This is a genomic window from Aeribacillus sp. FSL K6-8210, assembly GCF_037963925.1.
GTDB classification, from domain to species: Bacteria; Bacillota; Bacilli; order Bacillales; family Aeribacillaceae; genus Aeribacillus; species Aeribacillus composti.
Window position 1 is genome coordinate 3,982,811 of sequence record NZ_CP150172.1, and the last position, 22,877, is coordinate 4,005,687.

Genomic DNA, 22,877 nt, shown 5'->3' on the forward strand with positions numbered 1-22,877 from the left:
CCATGAAGTTATCAAAGAACAAAAATCTAACTGGAAAATACCTCAAAAGAGGATTCTAAAAATACTATACGAGGAGTGCTTAATATGAATACAGAACTTCGGCAGGAGCAAGAACGATTAGACAGCATAATGGCGATCATTGTGGAGCAAATCGGCATGCTGGAAAACGAAACCTCCCAGCGTCGAAAAGAAGTGATTGATTTCCGCAAACATTTTTGGGATGACGTCAAGGTGAATACTGATACGTTCGACGATTATCTTGAGACGATCATCGCCTTGAGACAACAGGCGCAGAACCTGTCCGTGAGCCAAAGCACCCACAGACAAGCCTTCAAGAGGTTGTCCGCGCTGCGCCGCATGCAGGAGGTGCCTTATTTCGGTCGAATCGATTTCATTGAGGAAGGGTCTTCAACTGCTGAACGAATCTATATCGGTATCTCCACGCTCACGGATACAAGCGGAGAGAACATCCTGATCTACGACTGGAGGGCGCCGGTCTCGAGTGTCTACTACGATTACGCGCCCGGCCCGGCCGAATATACTACTCCCGGAGGCACAGTCCGCGGCATGCTGGAGAAAAAGTGGCAATATATCATCCGCGGCGGCGTTATCAAGTCGATGTTCGATACGAGTCTCACCATTGGAGACGACATTTTACAGCAGGTGCTTGGCAGAGTGACAGACAAACATATGCACAACATCGTGGCCACCATTCAACGGGAACAAAACCAGATCATCCGTCATGATCGCGGGCGGCTGCTCATCGTGCAAGGACCCGCCGGCAGCGGCAAGACATCGGCCGCCCTGCAGCGGATCGCTTACTTGCTCTACAAGTATCGGGATAAGCTGAGAGCCGATCAAATCATTTTATTTTCACCTAATTCGATGTTTAACAGCTACGTATCCAATGTGCTGCCCGAACTAGGCGAAGAGAATATGCAGCAGGCCACCTTCCAGGAATATTTGGAATATCGGCTGAGCAAAGAATTTCAAATCGAGGGTCCATACGAGCAATTGGAATATGTGTTGACTGAAGCGGATGACTCTTTATACCGGACTAGAACTGCGAGCATCCGATTCAAGGCATCAACCCGTTTCTTCGAGACGATTAAAACATACTGTAAGTCGCTGGAATTATCCGGCATGCTATTCAAAGATATTCTATTTAGAGGAAAACCGATCATCACCGCCAAACAAATCACAGAAAGGTTTTATAGCAGCGACACCTCGCTCCGTTTTCACAGCAGACTTGAAAAGCTGGCAGATTGGCTAAACAAGCAAATCGATGAAGCGGAGAAGCTTGAACGGACTAAGCCATGGGTGCAGGAAGAAATCGAGCTGCTTAGCAACGAGGATTATCATAAAGCTCATACTCTCTTACGGAAAAAACGCGGCTTTAAAGCAGAAACGTTGAACAACTATGAGAACGAGATCGAAGCGCTGGGCCAATTGATCGTTCGCAAGAAGCTGAAACCGTTGCGCAAACGGATCCGAACGCTTCGTTTCATCGACATGAAGGGAGTATACAAGCAGCTTTTCGCCGATCCAACGCGGGTCAAACAGTGGATGGAAGTGGAAACACCCGAGGAGTGGGAGGATATTTGCCGATTGACTGTAAAAACGCTAGACGAAGGCAAACTGTTTTACGAAGATGCAACTCCGTATTTATTTTTGAAAGAGCTGATTCAAGGCTTTCAGACGAACGTCTCGATCAAACACGTGCTTGTAGACGAAGCGCAAGATTATTCTCCGTTTCAATTCGAATTTTTGAAGCGTTTGTTTCCTTCGGCGAGGATGACTGTGCTCGGCGACTTTAACCAAGCGATATTCGCTCATGCCAGTGAAACGGTCGATTTCCACACGCTTACCAGCCTATACGGACCGGATAAAACGGATTCGATCACCTTGACCCGCAGTTACAGATCCACAAGACAGATCATTGAATTTACGCGCGGACTCGTGCCCGATGGCGAACGGATCACTGCTTTTGAACGCGACGGCGATAAGCCTGTGTTGACGAGAGTGTCCGATCAAGCTGAACTGCACCGCTGCATTGCTTCCAAAGTCGTGGACTTGCGGAAACGGGGATATAATACGATCGCGATTATATGTAAATCTGCTGCGGAAAGCACCGCCGCATACGAAGCACTGAAAAGCGTTGAAGATATAAAACTTGTGAAGAGCGGCTCTACCGAATATGAACAAGGTGTTGTCGTTATACCGGCGTATTTGGCGAAGGGCATCGAATTCGACGCCGTCATCATTTATAACGCTTCATCGCACGTATACGGCGTTGAGAGCCTGCGCAGATTGTTCTACACCGCCTGCACCCGGGCTATGCATTACTTGCAGCTTTACAGTGTAGGCGAACCGAGCCCCTTTTTACAGAACGTTGCGCCGGGTAGTTTCCTTCAGATCCCGGGTTAACACGAAACTGGTCTGGTGTCTGAAATGTATCACTGTCATTAAACGGCCATATATAATATAAAAAACCACTTGCCAGCATCCCTTCAATACCATACCCCGAGTTAGGCAACTTGTTTAATGGAAGGTAATGAAGGGATGTCAGCAGTGGCTGAAATAATTAAATCAGACATGTGAAATTCTATATGATGTGTTAAAAGTTCTGTAAGCAGCAAGGTTCCGTAATTTTTCGGTAAAAGCTTTTTTACTAGGATATCGCGAACAGATCAATACACACTATCCAATTTATGCCCGGCGCATATATACACGGACGGTGATGGGCGCAAAGATTGCCACAATGGCAGCAGCCCCGATGAGAGAGACGGCGAAATCTGAGCCAATAGTTCCATCATTGATCAGATCACGGACGGCAGTAATAATATGCGAGATCGGATTGATCTTCGCAAACCATTGGAGCCAATCGGGCATCGTCTTGACTGGCACAAAAGCATTGGAAAGAAACGTAAGTTGAGCTTTTCATCCTAACAAGCCTCGCAGCAGTTTGTAATCGGGAATTGGTTTTCCCAATCCTTGTTTCCTAAACGTTCCCGGTACAATGGTCACTATAGAGCATGTCGCTTTGCCATCAAGTGGATTAAATGACAGATTTCATCGTATCTTTTAGCACTGAAACGGAATAATTAAATTGTTCTTGTTCCTTTTCGTTCAGTTCAATTTCGATTATTTCGTGCACGCCGTTACGATTAAGCTTGGCTGGTACTCCAATATATACATCATTTTGTCCATATTCACCTTCTAGATAGGAAGATACTGTCAGGATACTATTTTCATTTTTAAGAATTGCTTTTGTAATTCGGACAAGGGACATTCCTATTCCATAGTATGTCGCCCCTTTTCGCTCAATGATATGATAAGCAGCGTCACGGACGTTTACGAAGATCTCCTCTAAACATTCTTTCTTTAAATCTTTCTTTCGCTCTAAAACATCATCAAGATTCTCTATTCCGATCTTGGCATGGCTCCAAACCGGAAGCTCGGTATCTCCATGTTCCCCTATGATAATTGCATGAATATTTCTTGTATCCACATTGAAATACTTCCCTAATTCAAATCTTAGACGTGCAGAATCTAAGACTGTTCCTGAGCCAATGACGCGTTCCTTTGGCAGTCCTGACTCCTTCCAAGTGACATAAGTTAAGATATCTACTGGATTTGTTGCCACTAAAAATATGCCATTAAATCCACTTTTCATAATCTCTTTTATAATTTGTTTAAATATTCGCGTATTTTTCTCAACTAACTGCAATCGGGTTTCACCTGGTTTTTGTGCCAATCCCGCAGTGATAACAACTAAGTCCGCATTGGCGCAATCTTGATAAGAACCGCTCCATACCTTTATTGGCGAAGGTGCAAACGGCACTCCATGATTAAGATCCATCACCTCGCCTTCAGCTTTTGCTTCATTTATATCAATTAAAACTAATTCCTCAACGACCCCCTGATTAATTAGTGAATAGGCATAACTGCAGCCTACAGCACCTGTTCCAACGATTACAACACGATTTACTTTTTCTTTATTCATGGTTATACATCCCCCTTAAAATGTTATATGATTAAAATAGGAACCAGCTAACTAATCCAATTACAGCAAGCAAACATAAGCTATATTTAATTGTCACTTTAAATAAATCACTTTCTTTTCCTGCAAATCCAACTGCCGCAGCTGCAACTGCAATTGATTGAGGTGAAATCATTTTAGCCATTGTACCACCCATTACATTGACAGCAACCATCGTTTCGGGTGCTATTCCAATTTGTGAAGCAGTGACAGCTTGAAGTGGAGCAAATAAGGAACCGCTGTTTACAACAGAGCTGGACTAAATCCAAGCCCTACTAAAATTGCTGCTGTTATGGCAACAGGTGCTCCAAATCCTGCAGCTCCTTCTAAAAATGCCCCAAATGAGAATGCCCCAATAAGAACTTGCAATTCTTTGATCCGCTGTAATAAAAGAAATACTTTTTTCTATAATGGCAAATTTTCCGGTTTTTTCTGTTATTTTATAAAGGAAAATAGCAGCAAATACGATTGATGCTACTGGCCATAAACCGACTAAAATTCCATATATCGCAGACATCAAAACTAAGATTGCAGGCATTTTATAAATAAAGACGGCAAAAATGCCTGCAGCAATTATGCTGAAAAGCCCTGCTATATATCCTTTTAATTTAAATACTGTCAGCAAAACAATAAAAACGATGATAGGAACGGCAGCTATAATAGCTGAAAGCCATATATTTTCCAATGGATTATAAACTTGCTCCCATACATGCATCTTGTTCAGCCCCTATACTTTAAAATCGACGAAATGATTTTGTGATATATTTCACAATATGTATTACATCCTCCCCCTAAATTATTTATTTTGCTTACAAAGTTAGTATAACATCTGTTTGTGAAATTTTTCACAATATATATGAAAAAAATATGAACTTTTGAGACATGTCGAGTAAAGTAATGATAAAAAGGAGAAAATCATTTATGAAGGAATAAGAGGGTTAGATAATCTTTAAAATTTAATATAAAAATATAATAATTAACTAGATGAAAAGTGATGAGGACGACTAAACTTACTATTTTATAAAAAAAAATTTTACGTAAATTTTTTTACATGTCTATTTTCTTGACATAATACCAAGACGAATATAGTAAAAAAGGGCTGTTCAGAATGAGGCATCCAAGTTTTTTGATGGAAGATCTACACACTAGGAATAAGTAAACTAAAATTCATTTTACCCATAATAACAAAATGCAACTGTTCGTAAATTCACCGGTCTAATCAACTTAGAACTCCGGAATCTTCTTGATCGTCAGCAATTCACCATGATGTAGAGCGAGTTGTTTAGGATTCGATAATTGATTCAATAAGAGTTTTCTCCGTTCTACAATTTTTAAAGGGTGTCGGTGTGTATTTAAAATGTGAGCAATTTGAATGGTACATGTCTTATAGTAACTGCATACGTCGAGAATATATTTATGAAGCAATGGCAATCCAAAATCATCATATGCTTCTAAAGTTTCAGGATCACACAAACCATAAACGATTTCAATTTGCACGGGATAATCGAATCCATCTACTTTTTCATCACTTTCTGTTAAGTCAAGAGTTTGATCAAGAGCTATTTTACTCCCATTTAAATTAATAAAACCACTTTTAGAGTATATACCTGATGGTAGTTTAATATCTGAGGCAAGGTAATAATAATATGTCATAGAAAACCCCTCTCATTTAATGACTTCATCTGTATTTGCGCTAGATAAATTAATTCGGGTCGCAAAACGTCCTTGGATTTTGGAAAAATCTTTTTTCGCTATGGACATTAAGTGACGCTTTTATTTTTTCTTGAGATGTGACAATGACCCATGCTTGGCCCATTGTTGCACTTCGTACACCCTCATTAATCGGACGAAAAATTTCTTTTTTAAATATTTCTTTAACTAACACATAATCTTCTCCTCTATGATATTCTCGTTAATTGATACTGATCTTCATTATGTAAAATCCCAAATAGTCGTAGGTCTAATCCGGTAAAATGACCGGGGTAAAAAAGTATAATTGGTTTACGTTTTTTTGCAAGCAAAAAGTGCAGAGAATTGCAAAATCCTTATGCAGTGATATGCAATGGGGATTTACATGGAGGAGGAGCCATGATAACCTTTTTTGGTTTTGCCAAAACTGTTGGCTAAAGAATCATGGCTACAGAGGATCCATGTCAAGCCCTTGATGGATAGATCACATATATGTATATTTATTCAAAATTTTGATAAAGATATACTGCAACACTCTGTATTTTTTTCTTGCAGAAAACAGATGAAGACTTGATGGATCAAGTTTGGATTAATTTAATCCATAACAGCATTAAATTTACACCAAATCATGGGACAATAACGATAAAAATATTGAAAAACGATACGGATAGTATAGAGGTAATCATTAAAGATACGGGAATTGGGATGACAAAAGAGGTTCAAATGCGCATATTTGAGCGCTTCTATAAAGCCGATCCATCAAGAAACAGATCAAATGGCGGGAGTGGATTAGGACTTTCCATCGTAAAGAAAATCATTGAAATGCATAAAGGTGATATACAGGTTGAAAGTTCACCTAAAGAAGGTACGGAAATAAAAGTAAAATTACCAATAAACAATCCTGGCACATAAAAGTGAATAAAAGATTACAATTACTTATTACTTTCACAAGAATACCATTTTTTGAAAAACGGTATCCTTCTAGTTTCATTGAGAAAGAAAGTTGTTTAATCACTTCAAATTCTGGTAATTCTAGTGATATAGAAAGCACTTACGAAACCTCCTTATGTTTGTGTGGTAGCTAACATTATTGCCAGGTTTTCGTAAGTTGTTTTCTTCTTTTTTGCCAAAATCACCAAAAGTAGTGATGAATCATACTTTTTTGATTCACTCCAATTCTAGGAGCAATTTAAGGCATTTTTTTGGTGAATATTAAATAGATATGAGGTAAGAAGGGGCTGTCCGATAAGTCCCTAAAATGAAGCAAGTGGAGAAAAACAATTCGTTTCTCTCCACTTGCTTTTATATTTTTTCGATTTTTATCTGAAAGTAGCTGGCGGATGCCGGCTACTTTCAGTATGTTGTGGGCTAATGCCACAATCCCAAACTCAACATGTACCTTGTCGAGGCCCCGCAAAGAAAATCTGCGGAACGACCGATTGCCCTTGATGTGACCGAACACACTTTCTGCCTCGACTTTGCGTCGAGCGTAGATTGCGGCTTTCTCTTCACATTCAAGGGCTGTTTTGGCCTTTGCTTTCATTTCTTCGAAGATGGGATTCCAGTGAACTTGACGATTTCCCTTCGCTTTTGTGCATTTCGCTTTCAATGGGCAATCGGTACAATCTTCACATTCGTATATTTTGAAGCTTTGTTCATAGCCAGATGGATTCTTTTTGTTTTGGTATTTTTTAAACGTTACTCTCCTTCCATTCGGGCAAATAAAACAATCATCCTCTTCACAATAGGTCCAGTTTTTGGCATTTTTAATGTCTTTTTTGTATGTACGTGTTTGTTCTTTTACATAGCTCCCATAAGGAATTAGAAACTCAAAACGGGGCTCTTTCTCATCACCAACTGCATATACATAGTTTTCTTCACTACCATAGCCTGCATCCGCAATAACTGTTTGGGGCATCGGTAATGAACTGGAGGCTAGCTTCTCCATATGTGGGATAAAGCAACGTGTATCGGAAGATAAACTGATTCTCTGTCCCCATTTGCACGTTGTATCCGGGCTTGAGCTGACCGTTTTTCATATGGTCTTCTTTCATGCGCATGAAGGTTGCGTCTTTGTCTGTTTTCGAGTAGCTGTTACGGTCACCGAACATTTCCTTTTGTTCCTTGTATCTTGCCATTCGGGGCAGGAAATCTTCACGAATTTGTTTCACCGATTTCTTTAATTGACTGCGTTTTTTTCGCTTCTCTTTCCGAATGGATGTATCGGTCTCCTTTTCGATTTCTTCCGTTAGCGTTTCAACTTTTTCTTCTATTTCTTTTGCGATTTCCTCCAGGTTTTGTTCGGTGATCTCTGTATGTTGATCGCTTTCCTTTTGCCCTGTTCCGGCTTCTAATTGGGTTAATTCATGAATGTGCTTTAGTGTTTCTTGGATTTTTTCTTTTAATTTCTCTTCGAATTTCAAAGTGGATTTTTTCCACACAAAAGAATACTTATTGGCATCGGCTTCGATCTTAGTGCCATCCAAAAAGTAGTTTTCCATCGTGATGTAATGTTCTTTTATCAATTTGAGAATCATGACTTCAAAGAGCTCATCCATGAAAGCTTTCATCCGTTCCCCTCGGAACTCATTAATGGTGCGAAAATCTGGTTGTTGCATCGCTGAAAGCCACATGGCAGGAATATTTTCTTTAACGAGTTTTTCGATTCCTCGGCAGGAATAAACCTTTTGAGAATAAGCATACAGAATGATTTTCAGCATCATTTTGGGATGATAGGAACTTCTGCCGCCGCCTTTATAATGAGAAAACAATTGTTTATCTGGTATCGCCTCCACCATTTCGTCCACGACACGTGCCACGTGATGTTCGGGTATAAGAGATTCAATATCATAAATCATTTGAACTTGACGGTTGTCATATGGTTTGAAAGTAGGGGCTAAATTTCTTTTGGCAGGAGTTTTTTCTTCTTTTCCATCTAGAGGAAGTGTCATTTGTGTGTTATAATTTTCACGAGTAATCATTTGATTGCTCATAAAAAATCGTCCTTTCTGTAATGTTGTGTCGCAACTTCATTTTACTAGAAAGGACGATTTTTTTGTGCATTTTTTTTTAAAAGTGAAAAAATGAGGGGCTCCAAGATTTGACGCTTACATACATACGTTCCTACTTTCATTAGAATCATCTCCTCTTTAATCATTCACTGCTACTAGTGTGTTTGAATATTTATACCAACTGTATGTCACTATCTGCAAAAAGACTTTATATCGTAAATTTTGAAATATTCAATTCCTCAAGCCATATGTGAGTTTCATTAGTTAATTCAGTCCAATCCTCTTCCGTAAGCTTCGACTGTTTCTGCAATGATATCTTTTGCACTGTTTGTTTCCATAGTCACTTCAATGGAACGAACTCCTCCACCGAAAAGTGCTTTAACAACGGAAGCACTTTTGGTATACGGAACGGTTCTGAGGATGAATCGCCGGGAACACACCCGTAACATGCAAAATTTTTGCTCGTTTTATATAATCTTCTGGCAGCAATTCCGGAGTCAATGTTTCCGTGGGTGAAGGATTACGGTAGTAAAAGGTTCTACCTTTTCCGGATTCAAATACTTCTTTAAAATTGAGGGATGTTGCGTACTCTTCCATTAATTTCACTTCTGAAATATCTATACCTGTTTAGTGCAAAATGAAAGTACAGAGTTCTGCAACAAAAAAGTGCAGAGAATTGCAAGAAAAAATACATAGGCTTGCCGGCTCAATGAATTTACCTTTCAACTGAGTGAGAAGGGAGCGACTGAACGGCAGAAAGCGCATGCCGCAAGCGGTAGCTCTCACCCGTAAACGCGAGAATGTGGGCGTGATGGACCAAACGATCCACCAGCGCTGCCGTCAGGCGGTTGTCCCCAAACACTCGATTCCACTGTCCAAACTCTAAATTCGATGTCACGATGACACTTTTTCGTTCATAACAATCGGCAATGATGTGAAACAGCAGTTCCGATCCCTGCTTTTGGAAAGGTACATAGCCGAGTTCGTCCAAAATCAACAGCTCGCATGTGTCGATTTGCCGTTTGAGCCGTCCGAGGGTGCCGTCTTTTAACGCCTCTTCGAGCTGGTCGACAAGATCGGCGACACGGAAAAACCGAACTTCATGGCCCCGTTCACACGCTTTTAATCCTAATGCGGTGGCGAGATGGGTTTTTCCTGTTCCCGGCGAACCTAAAAGCAGGACGTTCTGTTTTTGCTCCAAAAAGCGAAGGTCGCAAAGTTCTTCCTTCGAGGTCGTGGTCGGCCAATGAATCTGATCCGACCATTCGTAATCTTTGAGCCATTTCAACTCCCGGAACTTCGCCTTCTTGATCAAACGAGCCTGTTTTGCTTTCTGACGGAACGACAGCTCCAACGCCAACACATCACGCAAAAACTGTTCCTTGGTCTCGTAGGCCACCTCCTCGAATCGATCTGCGATGTACGCCAAATGCAGGGCTTTACAAATCTCTTTTAAATCCATCTTCATGCCCGGCTTCCCCCTTCCCTTGACGGACAAAGACGTTGATCATACACATGTAAATCGGTTTCATAGTCGACTAAAACGGAAGGGGTATCGGCTTCTTCCCATTTCGCGGGATACTCCGAACGCTTCGCCTCCATCAACACCCCGATCTCATGGGGCGCCAAATCCCACCGTTGATACTTGTCAAGCCACTGAGCGATCTCATAGACGGTGTACCGGTCCAGCAGCTTCTGCACCCCTCGAATGCGTGAAGCCGTCTGTTTCGGTTGTTCCATGAAGTATTTCCTAATGGCCTCCGGTAAGTAAACTCGAAACCGCGAATACTCCACCACCCGGGGCTTTTGCGCCCATTCCGCCAAAATGTCCTTCCAAGGGAGCTCCCGTTGCTTTTTCGTGTACGGCCTTGGCGCTTCCAGGTACACCTCCCCTTCTTGGGACAAAACCATGAAACGATCCCATTCCTTTTTGACAAGGACACGGTTGGGGACCGGGATCCCATGAACCACAAACGCCTCCCCATCCACCGTTACTTCCCCGTATTTATTGACATTGGCGTGGTGGAAGGAGAAGATCGGGAGATCTCTCTCCGGCAGGACAAGCAACTCCTTTTGTTCTTCCTGCCATAATTCCTCAATGGTTCTCCCTTTTTCATAGTGGGGGCGGGCTCGATCTTCGATCATCTTGCGATGCAGCCACTCCGCCAGTTCTTCATCCCCCTTGATCAACGGAGCAGGGACAAAGCAGTGTTGACGAGTATAGTAAACTTTCCGTTCGACATTCCCTTTTTCGTGTCCGCTATACGGATTGCACGCCTGTACGTCAAACCGGTAATGAAGCCGGAATCGCTCAAATGCTTCAGTATATTGACGTTCGCCTCCTTTTCGGATCGAAACCACCGCCGCCGCCAAATTGTCGATGCGGAGTTTTCTCGGGACGCCTCCGGCTTGGCGAAACAGCTGAGTGAGCCCGTAAAGAAAACATTCGCTGTTTTCCGCTGGCAATGGATACGCATACGCGGCGTTGCTGTACGGAAAGCTCAAAATCAGAATTGATCGGTCTTCCTCTTTTCCCTCCTTCGTCACAACGGACATGGTGCCGAAATCCACCTGCGCTTCCCCCGGAGGGTGTTCCAGCCTCTCGTAACGCTGTTCCTTCTCCAGCTTAAGCTGATGTCTTCGTTTTTGAACGTAGGCGCAAACCGTTCGATAAGACCCTTTAAAGCCATGTTCCTGCTTTAATTGTTCGTACATCTTCTTGCTTGTCCGCCGTTGTTTTCTTGGCAGTTTGGCGTCCTCCTCCAGCCAGTCATCAATGATTTGACCGTATCCTTCTTCCTCCATCATTCCCCGTTTTCTCTTTATTTTTTGTCTGACCGAAATGTCTCCATCCGCATATTTCTTGACTGTTCTCCAGTTAAATCCCGTCCTGCGGACAATTTCGGAAAGCGATAACCCTTTCTTTTCACGCAAATGTTTGATATGATGAATTTCAGGCATTGCTAGCATCCTTTCATTACCTCCACTGTTTTGTTCTTCACAACCTTAAACAGTAGAGGGTATTTTAGGAGCTGGCAAGCCTTTTTTTATGCCATGAAGCTCTGCACTTTTTTGTTGCAGAACTCTGTACTTTCATTTTGCACTAAACATGTGGGACGACCTCAACACCTAGATGCGCTTCCTTATCGTCCAAAACAATGTGCCATAAAGTAGGTCGACAAATACCCCCACGACTCTTTGACAAACCGTTCCTCTCCCCATTGTTGGATTTTCCCGATCGATCGACAAGCTTGTTGTTGGGTATCTCGCTCCCAACCGAAAGATTCCTTCACCGAAGCAAAATACATATAAATCCATGAAATTGTTTGGATAAATCGTCGGAGATAGAAAGAAATGAGTTGTCTTTTTGATGGATTTGTGCCGGTTTGATGAAGCACATCATGGAGCCACTGAACGATGGTACGAGTCGTATGTTGAAAGTATGGGAGAAGAAAGTGAGGGAGGATGGATACCGTTTGGAAACAAATCGAACAACGAAAACGGCAGATCAAGAGACGATATTCCTTTTCTGCGGTGATGGCATTCCGTTCATAAAAACCATGGCGATGAAGAAAATGCTTCGCATGACAATGTGGGCACTCCTCCACCATAGGAAAGTCATTGTTTTTTCCTAATTCATGATAGGTTTCGAGATCGACTCCAAAATCATGAATCAAGATCACAGATCCTCCATCCCCCTATGAAATAATTCACAAAAAATTTAGCACATTTTTTCAGAGGATGGCAAAGATGATTCCGAAGGAATTTGAAAAAATCGTACTCTTTTTAGATGAGATAAAATGAAAGTTTACAATAAGGGGGTAACTTACATTTCACCCAAATATTGAACAGCCAGAGAAATATAAAATCGAATGGAATCCAAGTAATTCTGTATATCTACCCATTCATCCGGCTGGTGAGCCATTTGGGGTTCTCCTGGTCCATAAATCAATACCGGCACTTCAGGTAAATGCTTAGAATACACCGAAGCATCCGTATAGTAGTTTACACCACCTGCATCTTCCTTTATCTGGAATAAAGCTTTTTGTGTGTCTTTCGCAAGTTTAATAAAGGGATGATTGGATTCCGTATGTACACATGCTAAATCATTAATCTTTTCCAATTTATAAGTCATAGAATTTTGTAATGTGACTTTTTCTAATAAATTACGAATGTCTTTTTCAATGTCCTCATGATTTTGTCCTGGCACTGTTCGTATATCTAATTGGATTGTACACTGATCAGGTACAACATTTGTACTCACGCCGCCATGAATGGTTCCGATATTTATGGTAGATTCTCCTAATATATCATGGCTTTCAAATGGAATGGAATAGTCCTTCAGCTCATTGATAAAAGCGTTCATGCCCATTATGGCATTAACCCCAAGTGAAGGCATCGAGCCATGAGCTGTTTTTCCAAAAATTGAGATTTTCAACCAAAGAACTCCCTTATGGGCAATTTTAATCTTATTGGCTGTTGGTTCACCTATAACAATTGCAGCAGCATCGTCAATTTGCCCCTTTTCAACAACTCTTTTGGCACCAATACAATCAACCTCTTCACCAACCGTACCAACAAAACGAAGTTCTCCGTTTAATGGAATCTGCGCTTTATTCAAACATTCTAAGGCAATAATCATGGATGCTACTCCACTTTTCATATCGGTTGAACCTCGGCCATACAGTTTATTTCCTTTTAATACTCCACCAAAAACAGGATGATTCCACTTTACATTTCCAGGTGGTACGGTATCCAGGTGCCCGCTAAAGATGAGTGCTTTTGAATTCTTATCATGATTCGAACTTTTGTACGATACAATGAGGTTTTCCCTTTTATCTGATAAAACATCCGTAACTATTTCAAAATTATACCCCCTCAAACGATTTATAATGGCATCTGAAACAGCTTTTTCATTACCTATAAGGGTTACACTGTTGATTTCAATTAGTGAACGCAAAAATGCTATTGCGTCTTTTTCATCAATCAAGTCAAAAATCTTCGAACAATCTATCATGCACCTTACCTCCCTTAAAAAAAAAGAAGTAGTCTTAAATAACTACTCCAAATGTCGATTCCATCACATTTCCTGGTTGAAAATCACACTTCTCCCTTAAATTCCAATAAATCCTGGCTTAAAAATCCTTTCAAAAACTCTAATGCTTTCATCATATTCAGGAATATGAATCGATTAGGAATGTCTCTTTCAGAATGGATGATTTCCTGGTCATTAACCGTAAACATAACAACAGGTATGCCTTTTTTGAAAAATGGAGTATGGTCTGAACCTGGAGGAGGAGGACTTTTCATTTTCCAACGGGGAAAAAGACGATTGCTGTTCAGCTTCTGCCAAATCATCTGTTCTAACCAATCGGCCCCCACCCAGCATTCCAATTCTTCTCCCCGGCCAAATCCATCAAGATTGATCATCAAATCAATTTCTTCCCATTCACTTTTTGTCAGTTTTTCCACAAAGGCGTTACTGCCGGCAAGTGCAAACTCCTCTGCTCCGAAGAAGACACACTCTATCTGAAAAGGCAGCTTTTGATTTTGAAGCCATTGAATGAGCGCTAATAAAACGGCTACTCCCGAAGTATTATCATAAGCACCTTTTGTATTATACATCGTGTCATAATGAGCACCAATTATAATCTTAAAAGGCTTTACTTCTTTTGGAATAGGATTGGCAGAAAATTTAACACAAATATTCTGCCCTTCTTTATTTGGTGTTTGAATAACTTCGAGCTCAAAACTCACTCTTATTTCTTTCTGTTGGTTTAACTCTTCTTGCCAACGTCTATACGTATCTTCACCAACAAAAAGATGCGGCTTCGAATTATGACTCATAATCAATGTTTGCGATAGGGCTTTACCTCCTTGGCGTGCACTAATATAGGCTGCAATATTTCCGTCTTGAGCAAAAACACCAAAGCGAGGCCAATTGTACATGTCCCAAATCACGGATTCTCCTATTTCCACGAGTCGGCCTTGAACTACCTTACCACCAGGACTTCCAAGAGCCGGATAGGATTCTATCATTTCCCCAACAGGTGATTCCATGTATAATTCTGAAAAAGACACCAGCTCCCATCCAGGATAGGTGAAAGATTGGATTTCAACCGCTATTCCTAGATGGTTCAGTTCATGGATAAGATAATTTACTGCCTCTTTTGCTCCATTACTTCCCATTACCCGCGGACCGAAACCGACAAGACTCTCCCACCACTTCTTTAATTGATCCTGTTGAATATCATTCACGTTCTCAGCTCTCTCTATCAAAAACTCGTCGTGGATTATCAATGAGCAATGTGTCAATTTCTTCTTGGGAGACGCCCATTTTCCTTAAACGTGGAACAAAATTTTCCAGAATATGCGAATAGCCCCATCCTCCATACGTTTTAAGACAAATTTTTAGAAATACATCCTGGGAGAGAAGTAGTGATTCTCCATATCCTTTTTCTATTAAATGAATGATGGCTTTAGCATTTTCTTCATCCGAAGGAGATTGACCTTCCGGGAATAAAAGGTCCATTCCAATCATGTCATATTCCAAAAAGGCACCTCTTTTAGCTAGAGACGTTTGGTATTCAACATCATTCATACTTGGATTCATATGACCCAGAATAGTCTTGTGTACGGATCCGCCTTCTTTTTCGACTATATCAAGAACTTTATGTCCATAGCGTTCCCATCCGGGAAGATGGATGGTTAAGACATGCCCTGTCTTTTTCTGGGCACGTGCCGCTGCACGTAAAACCCTTACTTCAAGTTCAGTCATATCAGGACTAATGCCGATTTCGCCAATGATACCTGCCTTGATGTCAGTACCGTCAATTCCAACTTCCAAATCTGAAAGAATATCATTCTCAATTTCTTCAATTGACCAATCCTTGACATATGACGGCATGCTATTTTCCAGATAATATCCACAACCCATGATAATGTTTAAGCCCGTTCTCCTTGATAAACGATACAATGCCCTTGGATCTCTGCCAATGCCGACAGGGGTAACATCCACAATGGTCTTTCCACCAGCGTAATAGAATTCCAAAGCTTCTTTTACCGCCACTTCTTCATCGATCATTAAGCCATTATCTTTATTACTATAAGGATTTAACCTTAATTTACCTAGTATCCCCATCGAAACAGGCTGGTCGGCAAATTGTTTCGTAGGTCCATTGGGATCTTCCCAAAGATGTGATCGATCAATATATAAGTGTTCATGCATAAGAGTGATTCCTAAATCTTTACTATCCACTTTACCTTGTACCGTTTGTACGAAAGCCATCTTCCTCATCCCTTTCTACGATAACCAAAGACTCGAATATTTAAGATTACAGCCAACAATAATACCAATCCTTGAATGATTTGAATAATATCAGGAGAAACTTGCATAAGTGTCAATCCATTGTTGATCACTCCAATTATGGCAACTCCGATTAAGGAGCCAATCATGGTACCTTTTCCTCCCATTAATGAGGTGCCTCCAAGTACCACCGCTGCAATCACATCTAATTCGAACATAGTTCCAAGGTTTGAAGAACCAGACCCTAACCTTGAAGAAATAATTAGTCCCGCAAGTGCAGCTGCCCCTCCACTTAACACAAAGGTTAATAGTTTTACTCTTCGGGTATCTACACCTGAACGTCTAACGGACTCTTCATTGGCTCCAATTCCCGTTACATATATACCAAACCTGCTGCTCTTTAGAGCAATTGCTCCAAGAATAGCGATGATAATGGCAATCAACGCTGAAACAGGAATCTCAAATAATGTCCCTATTCCAATATTCGTTAATCCATGTTCTCTTGAAATAGCAATGGAATATCCTCCTGTAATGAGCAGTGAGATTCCTCTTACATAAATCATCGACGATAGGGTTACAATAAATGGCGGGATATTATGATAGGCTGAAATATAGCCATTTAAAAGACCTACACCCACTCCTGCCAGAAGAACGATAATGAATGTGATAGAACTATTCATTCCAGAATCTAACAATGTTGCCGTAATCGCACTTGATAAGGCAATTACAGAACCAACCGAGAGGTCGATGCCCCCAGTTGTAATAATAAAGGTCATGGCTACCACTACAATTAAATTGGGGGCTAATTGTTGGATTAAATTCATAAAATTTGAGGAACTAAAAAAGGAACTTGTTGTCATTCCAAAGTAAGTAGAAAGAATTAATAATATAAAGAAAATACTCAGTATTTGCTTATGTTCACTTATCCATGAAAATAATTTTGTATGAAATGTGTACTGTTCAAGATTTAAACCATTTCTCTTCATTTCCTCTTTGCTCATCAAGATACCTGCACCCCCTCTGGATTTCCCATTATCGAGCTAATGACTGTTTCGAGTGTGTATTGATCAATCGGACGGTTATCGATGCATTTTCCCTCATGCAGAACCATAAGGCGGTCACAAACTTCAAATAAATCTTGAAGGCGGTGCGTAATCAGAATGACACTGACACCTGCTTTTTTTACCTTATTTATTAATCCTAACACCATATTTACCTCTTTTACTCCAAGAGCTGCTGTGGGTTCGTCCAAAATTAATACTTTTGGTTGAAAAGTCATTGCTCTGGCAATCGCAATAGCTTGACGTTGTCCTCCCGACATATTTTGAACGGTTAATTTGGTTGAGGAAATATTAATACCTAACTTATCTAATTCTTCACGGGTTCTCTCGTGCAATTTCTTCTTATCTATAAGTCTTCCACCGAATTTTAGCGGTTCACGTCCAAGGAAAATATTGTTAGCAACATTCAATGTATCACAGAGCGCTAAGTCCTGAAAAACCGTTTCAATTTGTAAGTTCTTTGCATCTTTTGGCTTTTTAATGGAAACCTTTTCTCCTTCAAAATAAATCTCGCCTTGATCCGGGATTAAAACACCGCTCAATATTTTCATTAACGTTGATTTTCCGGCCCCATTATCTCCTAATAAACCTAGACACTCGCCCTTATATAAAGTTAAATCCACACCCTGTAACGGTTTTACAGCGCCGAAGCTTTTTTGGATATTTTTCATCTGAATACGAATATCGCTCCTAGACATCATTGACACCTCCATTTTTTAAAAAAGCGGAATGTAATGCACCCCTTTGTCAAGACACAAATTGATAATATTTAAGTTATCCATTCTCTCCTTTCGCTATGAATGTGGTGAGTGTGCGATAAAGGCTTGACATGGAGCCTCTACGGGCACGATTTTTTGCGCTGGAGCGATGGACAGATAACATCGCATGGCTAAAACAGCCTATCATGCCCGTCTCTCCATATAAAGCCTCTCATCACGTTCGATGGTTAGGATGCTTGAACCATCTTAGGTTGCTTGTACACTGTTGCTGGCGTCAAATAGTCCAAAGATTGGTGAGGTCGGTCTGTATTATAGAACGTAACATAGAGTCGAATGCCTTTTCGCAACTCTTTAGGATTCTCGAATTCATTGAGATAGATACATTCATACTTTAAAGCTCTAAAGAATCGTTCCGTACGACTATTGTCTGTTGCTCGTCCTTTGCCATCCATTGATACCTGGATGCCATACTCTTTCAACAGCCCGAGATAGTCAGCGTTTGTAAAATGGCTGCCCTGGTCACTATTGATGATGGCCGGCTTACCATGACGCAATGCCCGCTTCAGACAGTCGATGACAAATCCTTTCTCCAGCGTACTAGATAACTCGTAATCGATCACTTTGCGGCTGAACCAGTCGATGATGGTAAACAGGTACATAAAGCCCCGTCCCATACGAAGGTAGGTGATATCCACTCCCCATACATGGTTCGGACGGGTGATCTCCCATCCACGGAGCAGGTAAGGCCGGCAGTACTTGGCATGTAGCCTCTTACTAAGGTTGGGTTTAGGGTAAATAGCTTGTATACCCATAAGGCGCATGAGACGGCGTACGCGTTTATGATTCACATCAAATCCTTTCTCACGAAGTTTCGCAGTCATGCGCCTGTAGCCAAAGTAGGGATGAGCTGTATAAAGCATATCCATTTCGTGCATGAGCATGATGTTTTCTGAGCTTTCTGTTTGCCCCTTTGATTGGCGATACACGCTAGTACGATGAATACCTAATAACTGTGCCTGACGCTTGATGCTGATCGATGGGTGATTGAATTCGACCATAGCCTTTCGTTCGTCAACAGACTTATTTGAGCCCAGATTTTTTTTTCAGCCAGTCAACTTCAACCGTTAACTGACCTACCAATTTCTCTAAATTTTCTTGTTTGGCCTCATATTCTTTACGGATTTTATCCACTTCGCTTGAGCCTTTTTCAAAGACCATCGAGGATCGTTCTAGAAATTCTGCTTTCCAACGACTGACCATGACTGGGCTTAATTCATATTTGGCGGCTATTTCATTGACGGTTTGCTCTTCACGCAACACCTCAAGAACCACCTTAGCTTTAAATTCTGCGGTATATCGGTTTCTTTTTTTCATGGTATCATTAAAACTTATTTATCACGCTCATGTGTCTCACCTTATGGGAGCATTATAGAAAAGCTATACTATCCACTGTTCCGCATAACTTTGTTACTTAAACATGGCTCTATATTCATCTACATTTTCTTTGGTTACAATGGATACTGGTACATTTATTTGCTTATCTACCTTTTCTCCATCGATTAGTTTTTTGGCTGCTTTAACGGCTTCACTGCCAAATTCATATGGGTGTTGTTGCAGAACAGCTTCTACAAACCCTTCATCAATTCCTTCAATCACTTGTTTGCTTAAATCCCAGCCAAATAGTTTTACCTTATCTTGAGCCTTTTGAGAACGAACAGCTGAAACTGCCCCAATAAAAGCAGGCTCTCCTGTTGCAAAAGCAAACGTTAGATCTGGCGAACCAGTTAATAGGTTTTCAGCGGCAGCAAGAGCTTTTTCCTGAACGTTTTGGCCATCTACTGTATTGACAATTTTCAAGTTTTTATTTCCAGAAATAGTATCCTTGAATCCATCTTCACGCTTAATTTGAATTTCAGAGTTTAGAGCACCGATAGTACCTAATTTAATAGGTTTATCTTTCCATTCCTTATTCACATAATCGTTAAAATATTTGCCGAGCTGTACACTGGATTCATAGTTATCAACACCAATCTGTACATCTACAGCATCACTTTCAATAACGGAGTCAACCGAAATAATAGGAATTCCTGCATTCTTTGCTTTTTCCACAACGGATTTCATACCATTGGAATCAATCGCATTTACAATGATGGCATCGACGCCGGAACTGATAAAATCTTCAACCGAATTATGTTGGTTCACGGTATTATTATTGGCATTGTAGACATTCAAATTAACGCCTAATTCTTTTGCAGCGTCTTTAGCACCTTTGACCATGTCTGTAAAAAATAAAGCCTCCTGATTAATAACCGTCATGCCAATCGTTACACCATCGTCCTTTTTGGAATTGCTGTCCTTACTGGCGGTGCTGGACGTATCGTCTACTTGACCACATGCAGAGATTAGAAATACCAGCATGCCGATTAAAATAATACTTACCCATTTTTTCATTGCCACAAAAATTCCTCCTCTTATGAAATGATTGATTTTATAAAATCCTCAACTTCCTTTCTATACGGAAGAGAAGGTTGAGCCCCTTTTTTTGTTACAGAAAGCGCAGCAGCTGCGACTGCTTTTTTTGTCGCTGTTAATAAATCCTGTTCTTCTAACCAATACGTTACAAGAGCCCCGCAAAAGCAGTCACCCGCAGCAGTCGTATCGACAGTTTGAACAATCGGGGATGGTACATGCTGTATCATCTTTTTTTCTCCAATGATGGCTCCTTTATTTCCCATTGTTATCACCACGTGTTCATGACCCTGTTCCAATAATTCTTTAACCATTAATTTTCCTTCCTCTATATTGGTTACAGGGGAACCCGTCAGCTGCTCGGCTTCAACTTCATTCATAATCAGGAAATCAACCAATCTCCTTATCTGAGCATCAATTGGTACTACAGGCGCCAAATTGAGAAAAATCGGGATATTTAAATGCTTTAAAGAGCTGATGATATAATTGGCAACTTCTACTGACATCTCCATCTGAAGGAGAGCGGCGCCGGCTTTTTGGGCTGTTTCCAGCGACAGATGCACCTCTGCTTTTGTTAATTCCTTATTAGCATTTTGATTTGTAATAATAAAGTTTTGTCCTGATTCATCCACCACAACTATTGATGAACCGGTAGCGGTTTTGGGAGAGGAGTAAACATAATCTGTTAAAATCCCCTCATTCACAAACACTTTTTTTATAAAACTTGCATAAGAATCGGTACCCACTTTCCCAACCAAGGCTGCTTGTTTCCCTAATCTCTGCACTGTTACAGCCTGATTTGCCCCTTTCCCCCCAGGTATCTCCTTAAATTCCAATGAAGATAATGTTTCACCTATTTGTGGAAATCTGCTGACGTAGGCAACTAAATCAATATTTATGGTTCCATAGACAATAACATCCACCTTACTCAATCAAATCGATTTCCCCTTTCCCTAACCTTTTGCACTTCATTCATAAATTTGACTACTTCTTGTTTTGACACAGGATTCCACCATTTCCCCCCTTCTTTTAATGAACTTCCTATAATACAGCCATCAGCGACAGAAAGGATCTTTTCTGCATTATTTACATTCATTCCACTTCCAACAATGACAGGAAGATTAGTATAATTTTTTATCCCTTCTACTTCAGAAATTTCTGTTTCATTACCTGTTCGTGTCCCAGTTGCGATTAAAACATCTGCATCAAAAAAGACCGCATCATGGGTTTGATCAGCCAGGCTCCGATCTGCAATAATCGAATGGCTGCCATGTTTAACATGGACATCCACAAACATCCTAATATTTTCCCCTTTGATATGTGCACGGTACCGGGCAGCTCTTGCAGAGGCTCCTTCAACAAATCCTTCATTTGCGATGTAGGCATTTACCCATTGGTTAACCCGCACAAATGGTAAATCAGCAGCTTTAGCTACAGCTAGGGCCTGTATAGCTCCATTAGCTAAACAATTTACTCCTATCGGTAAATCTGTTTGACTTTTCAATCTATTTGCAACAGAGGTCATGGCCGCTACGGTTTCAAAACCTATGTCCTCAGGCTTTGAAAAAGGAAGATCCCATGCGTTTTCAATGATGACTCCATCAACTCCGCCTTCTTCAAGTGCAGCTACATCTCTTATTGCCCAATCATATACCTCATCTAAATTGCCGCCCCTAAAATGCGGGGCACCAGGCAAGGGTCTAAGATGAACCATACCAATTACCGCACACTCTACTTTAAAGATTTCTTTCAGGTAGTTTGGCTTATCGGGAAAAATTTTATCTGACATATACGCCACCTTTTCTTTATCAAAATTCATTCTATTGGTTATTAGAAAGGTACTCTAAAATACGAATCCAAATGGTTGGATAGTTCTCCCAATCCATAAATTCTTTTGTTCCCCAGTGTGGAGCACAGTCACTTGCAAAACAGGCAGTTTTTCCTTTACCATAACGGCCGACAACGATAAAAGGATCCTCTTGGATATGAACTAATACATCAGCATCTGCCTTTGCTTTAAATTTGTTATATCCAAGGAACGTCGGCCATTTTTCAATATTTTCAGTTATTGGATGCTGCTTGATTGTTATTGGATTTACCCCTTGAGGGATTTCCACTCGATCATCCATATCAAGCATTTCAACCGGGAGCACTTCAGCTAGGACTGTATTTCTGTAATTTGCTTTTCCCTCTATACCCATAAAGGACAAATAGCCTCCAATCATTAATAATCCGCCGCCGCCATCTACATATTCTCGAATTAACTCCAGGGCATTGGGAACAACCTGCATTTGATAAAAAGTAGAATTCTGCAGTAAGAAAGTATTACTTCCAATATCACTTAGGACAATCGCATCAAATCTCTTTAATTCTTCTAAAGATTTAGGAAAACGAACTTGCACTTCATGTGAAGGCATATAGGTGACTTCAACCCCTCCCTCTTTCAAACAGTCCAATAAGTAGGTTGCTCCTTCTTCATATTTTGTTGAAGTAAAACTGTCATAGCCCTTTGTATGAATCATATGAATGACCCAGGATTCTCCAATAAAAAGTATTTTCATAATCTTATATCCTCCTCAT

Annotated in this window: 21 protein-coding genes and 2 pseudogenes; 2 read left to right on the forward strand and 21 right to left on the reverse strand. The window is 40.8% G+C overall.

Annotation, left to right across the window (positions count from 1 at the left end; all coding sequences use genetic code 11):
• Nucleotides 1-84 precede the first annotated feature (84 nt).
• Nucleotides 85-2,427 carry an RNA polymerase recycling motor HelD gene (helD, locus tag NSQ41_RS19210; RefSeq protein ID WP_339210692.1) on the forward strand — a complete coding sequence of 781 codons (2,343 nt, stop codon included), beginning with the start codon at nt 85-87 and terminating at the stop codon, nt 2,425-2,427.
• Between the two features lie 282 nt (nt 2,428-2,709).
• Here helD and NSQ41_RS19215 read toward each other — a convergent pair.
• From NSQ41_RS19215 to NSQ41_RS19240, 6 genes and pseudogenes are all read right to left on the reverse strand, one after another.
• A pseudogene (locus NSQ41_RS19215) lies at nt 2,710-2,925 on the reverse strand (ABC transporter permease); the annotation flags it as partial.
• A gap of 133 nt (nt 2,926-3,058) precedes the next feature.
• Nucleotides 3,059-4,006 (reverse strand): L-lactate dehydrogenase, encoded by a 948-nt coding sequence (locus NSQ41_RS19220; protein WP_339198129.1) that lies wholly within the window; start codon nt 4,004-4,006, stop codon nt 3,059-3,061.
• Nucleotides 4,007-4,037: 31 nt separating this feature from the next.
• On the reverse strand, nt 4,038-4,238 hold the full coding sequence (locus NSQ41_RS19225) for an L-lactate permease (RefSeq protein WP_235600454.1): 201 nt from the start codon (nt 4,236-4,238) through the stop codon (nt 4,038-4,040).
• A 63-nt stretch (nt 4,239-4,301) separates the two neighbouring features.
• On the reverse strand, nt 4,302-4,757 hold the full coding sequence (locus NSQ41_RS19230; protein WP_339210694.1) for an L-lactate permease: 456 nt from the start codon (nt 4,755-4,757) through the stop codon (nt 4,302-4,304).
• Nucleotides 4,758-5,266: 509 nt separating this feature from the next.
• A complete protein-coding gene (locus NSQ41_RS19235) occupies nt 5,267-5,695 on the reverse strand; it encodes a hypothetical protein (RefSeq protein ID WP_339193689.1) in 429 nt (142 codons plus the stop codon).
• Nucleotides 5,696-5,744: 49 nt separating this feature from the next.
• Nucleotides 5,745-5,927, reverse strand: coding sequence for a hypothetical protein (locus tag NSQ41_RS19240; RefSeq protein WP_144598567.1), 183 nt, complete (start codon nt 5,925-5,927; stop codon nt 5,745-5,747).
• Between the two features lie 365 nt (nt 5,928-6,292).
• On the opposite strand from NSQ41_RS19240, the pseudogene NSQ41_RS19245 reads away from it, so the two are divergent.
• A pseudogene (locus NSQ41_RS19245) lies at nt 6,293-6,643 on the forward strand (ATP-binding protein); the annotation flags it as partial.
• A 277-nt stretch (nt 6,644-6,920) separates the two neighbouring features.
• Here NSQ41_RS19245 and NSQ41_RS19250 read toward each other — a convergent pair.
• The 15 genes from NSQ41_RS19250 to NSQ41_RS19320 all read right to left on the reverse strand — a co-directional run bounded on the left by NSQ41_RS19250 (nt 6,921) and on the right by NSQ41_RS19320 (nt 22,858).
• Nucleotides 6,921-7,649 carry a transposase gene (locus tag NSQ41_RS19250; protein ID WP_339210696.1) on the reverse strand — a complete coding sequence of 243 codons (729 nt, stop codon included), beginning with the start codon at nt 7,647-7,649 and terminating at the stop codon, nt 6,921-6,923.
• Nucleotides 7,612-8,724 carry a transposase gene (locus tag NSQ41_RS19255; RefSeq protein ID WP_339210698.1) on the reverse strand — a complete coding sequence of 371 codons (1,113 nt, stop codon included), beginning with the start codon at nt 8,722-8,724 and terminating at the stop codon, nt 7,612-7,614. The genes NSQ41_RS19250 and NSQ41_RS19255 overlap by 38 nt, the downstream gene beginning before the upstream one ends.
• 733 nt (nt 8,725-9,457) lie before the next feature.
• Nucleotides 9,458-10,210 (reverse strand): IS21-like element helper ATPase IstB, encoded by a 753-nt coding sequence (istB, locus tag NSQ41_RS19260; protein ID WP_095142763.1) that lies wholly within the window; start codon nt 10,208-10,210, stop codon nt 9,458-9,460.
• The gene (gene istA / locus NSQ41_RS19265) at nt 10,207-11,712 is read right to left on the reverse strand and encodes an IS21 family transposase (protein ID WP_339210699.1); all 1,506 of its coding nucleotides are present in this window, start codon (nt 11,710-11,712) and stop codon (nt 10,207-10,209) included. Before istA ends, istB begins: the two co-directional genes overlap by 4 nt.
• Nucleotides 11,713-11,885: 173 nt before the next feature.
• On the reverse strand, nt 11,886-12,425 hold the full coding sequence (locus NSQ41_RS19270; protein WP_339210702.1) for a DUF6431 domain-containing protein: 540 nt from the start codon (nt 12,423-12,425) through the stop codon (nt 11,886-11,888).
• 143 nt (nt 12,426-12,568) lie between these two features.
• The gene (locus tag NSQ41_RS19275) at nt 12,569-13,759 is read right to left on the reverse strand and encodes a M20 family metallopeptidase (RefSeq protein WP_339210704.1); all 1,191 of its coding nucleotides are present in this window, start codon (nt 13,757-13,759) and stop codon (nt 12,569-12,571) included.
• An 83-nt stretch (nt 13,760-13,842) separates the two neighbouring features.
• Nucleotides 13,843-15,000, reverse strand: coding sequence for a M20/M25/M40 family metallo-hydrolase (locus tag NSQ41_RS19280; RefSeq protein WP_339210706.1), 1,158 nt, complete (start codon nt 14,998-15,000; stop codon nt 13,843-13,845).
• Nucleotides 15,001-15,004: 4 nt separating this feature from the next.
• Nucleotides 15,005-16,030 carry a phosphotriesterase-related protein gene (locus tag NSQ41_RS19285; RefSeq protein WP_339210707.1) on the reverse strand — a complete coding sequence of 342 codons (1,026 nt, stop codon included), beginning with the start codon at nt 16,028-16,030 and terminating at the stop codon, nt 15,005-15,007.
• Nucleotides 16,031-16,035: 5 nt separating this feature from the next.
• Entirely contained in the window at nt 16,036-17,049 is a 1,014-nt protein-coding gene (locus NSQ41_RS19290) for an ABC transporter permease (RefSeq protein ID WP_339211668.1), read from the reverse strand.
• Nucleotides 17,049-17,780, reverse strand: a complete 732-nt coding sequence (locus NSQ41_RS19295) for an ATP-binding cassette domain-containing protein (RefSeq protein WP_339210709.1) — start codon at nt 17,778-17,780, stop codon at nt 17,049-17,051. The genes NSQ41_RS19290 and NSQ41_RS19295 overlap by 1 nt, the downstream gene beginning before the upstream one ends.
• Nucleotides 17,781-18,055: 275 nt before the next feature.
• Nucleotides 18,056-19,202, reverse strand: a protein-coding gene (locus NSQ41_RS19300; protein WP_339210711.1) for an IS3 family transposase whose coding sequence is annotated in 2 segments (ribosomal slippage) — nt 18,056-18,931 and nt 18,933-19,202 — 1,146 coding nt in all. Because the reading frame shifts where the segments join, the coding sequence is not laid out codon by codon here.
• Between the two features lie 93 nt (nt 19,203-19,295).
• A complete protein-coding gene (locus NSQ41_RS19305; RefSeq protein ID WP_339211669.1) occupies nt 19,296-20,279 on the reverse strand; it encodes a substrate-binding domain-containing protein in 984 nt (327 codons plus the stop codon).
• A 20-nt stretch (nt 20,280-20,299) separates the two neighbouring features.
• Nucleotides 20,300-21,220, reverse strand: a complete 921-nt coding sequence (locus NSQ41_RS19310; protein WP_339211671.1) for a ribokinase — start codon at nt 21,218-21,220, stop codon at nt 20,300-20,302.
• Nucleotides 21,221-21,225: 5 nt separating this feature from the next.
• On the reverse strand, nt 21,226-22,086 hold the full coding sequence (locus NSQ41_RS19315; protein ID WP_339210712.1) for a BtpA/SgcQ family protein: 861 nt from the start codon (nt 22,084-22,086) through the stop codon (nt 21,226-21,228).
• 31 nt (nt 22,087-22,117) lie between these two features.
• Nucleotides 22,118-22,858, reverse strand: coding sequence for a glutamine amidotransferase (locus NSQ41_RS19320; protein ID WP_339210715.1), 741 nt, complete (start codon nt 22,856-22,858; stop codon nt 22,118-22,120).
• Nucleotides 22,859-22,877: the final 19 nt, after the last annotated feature.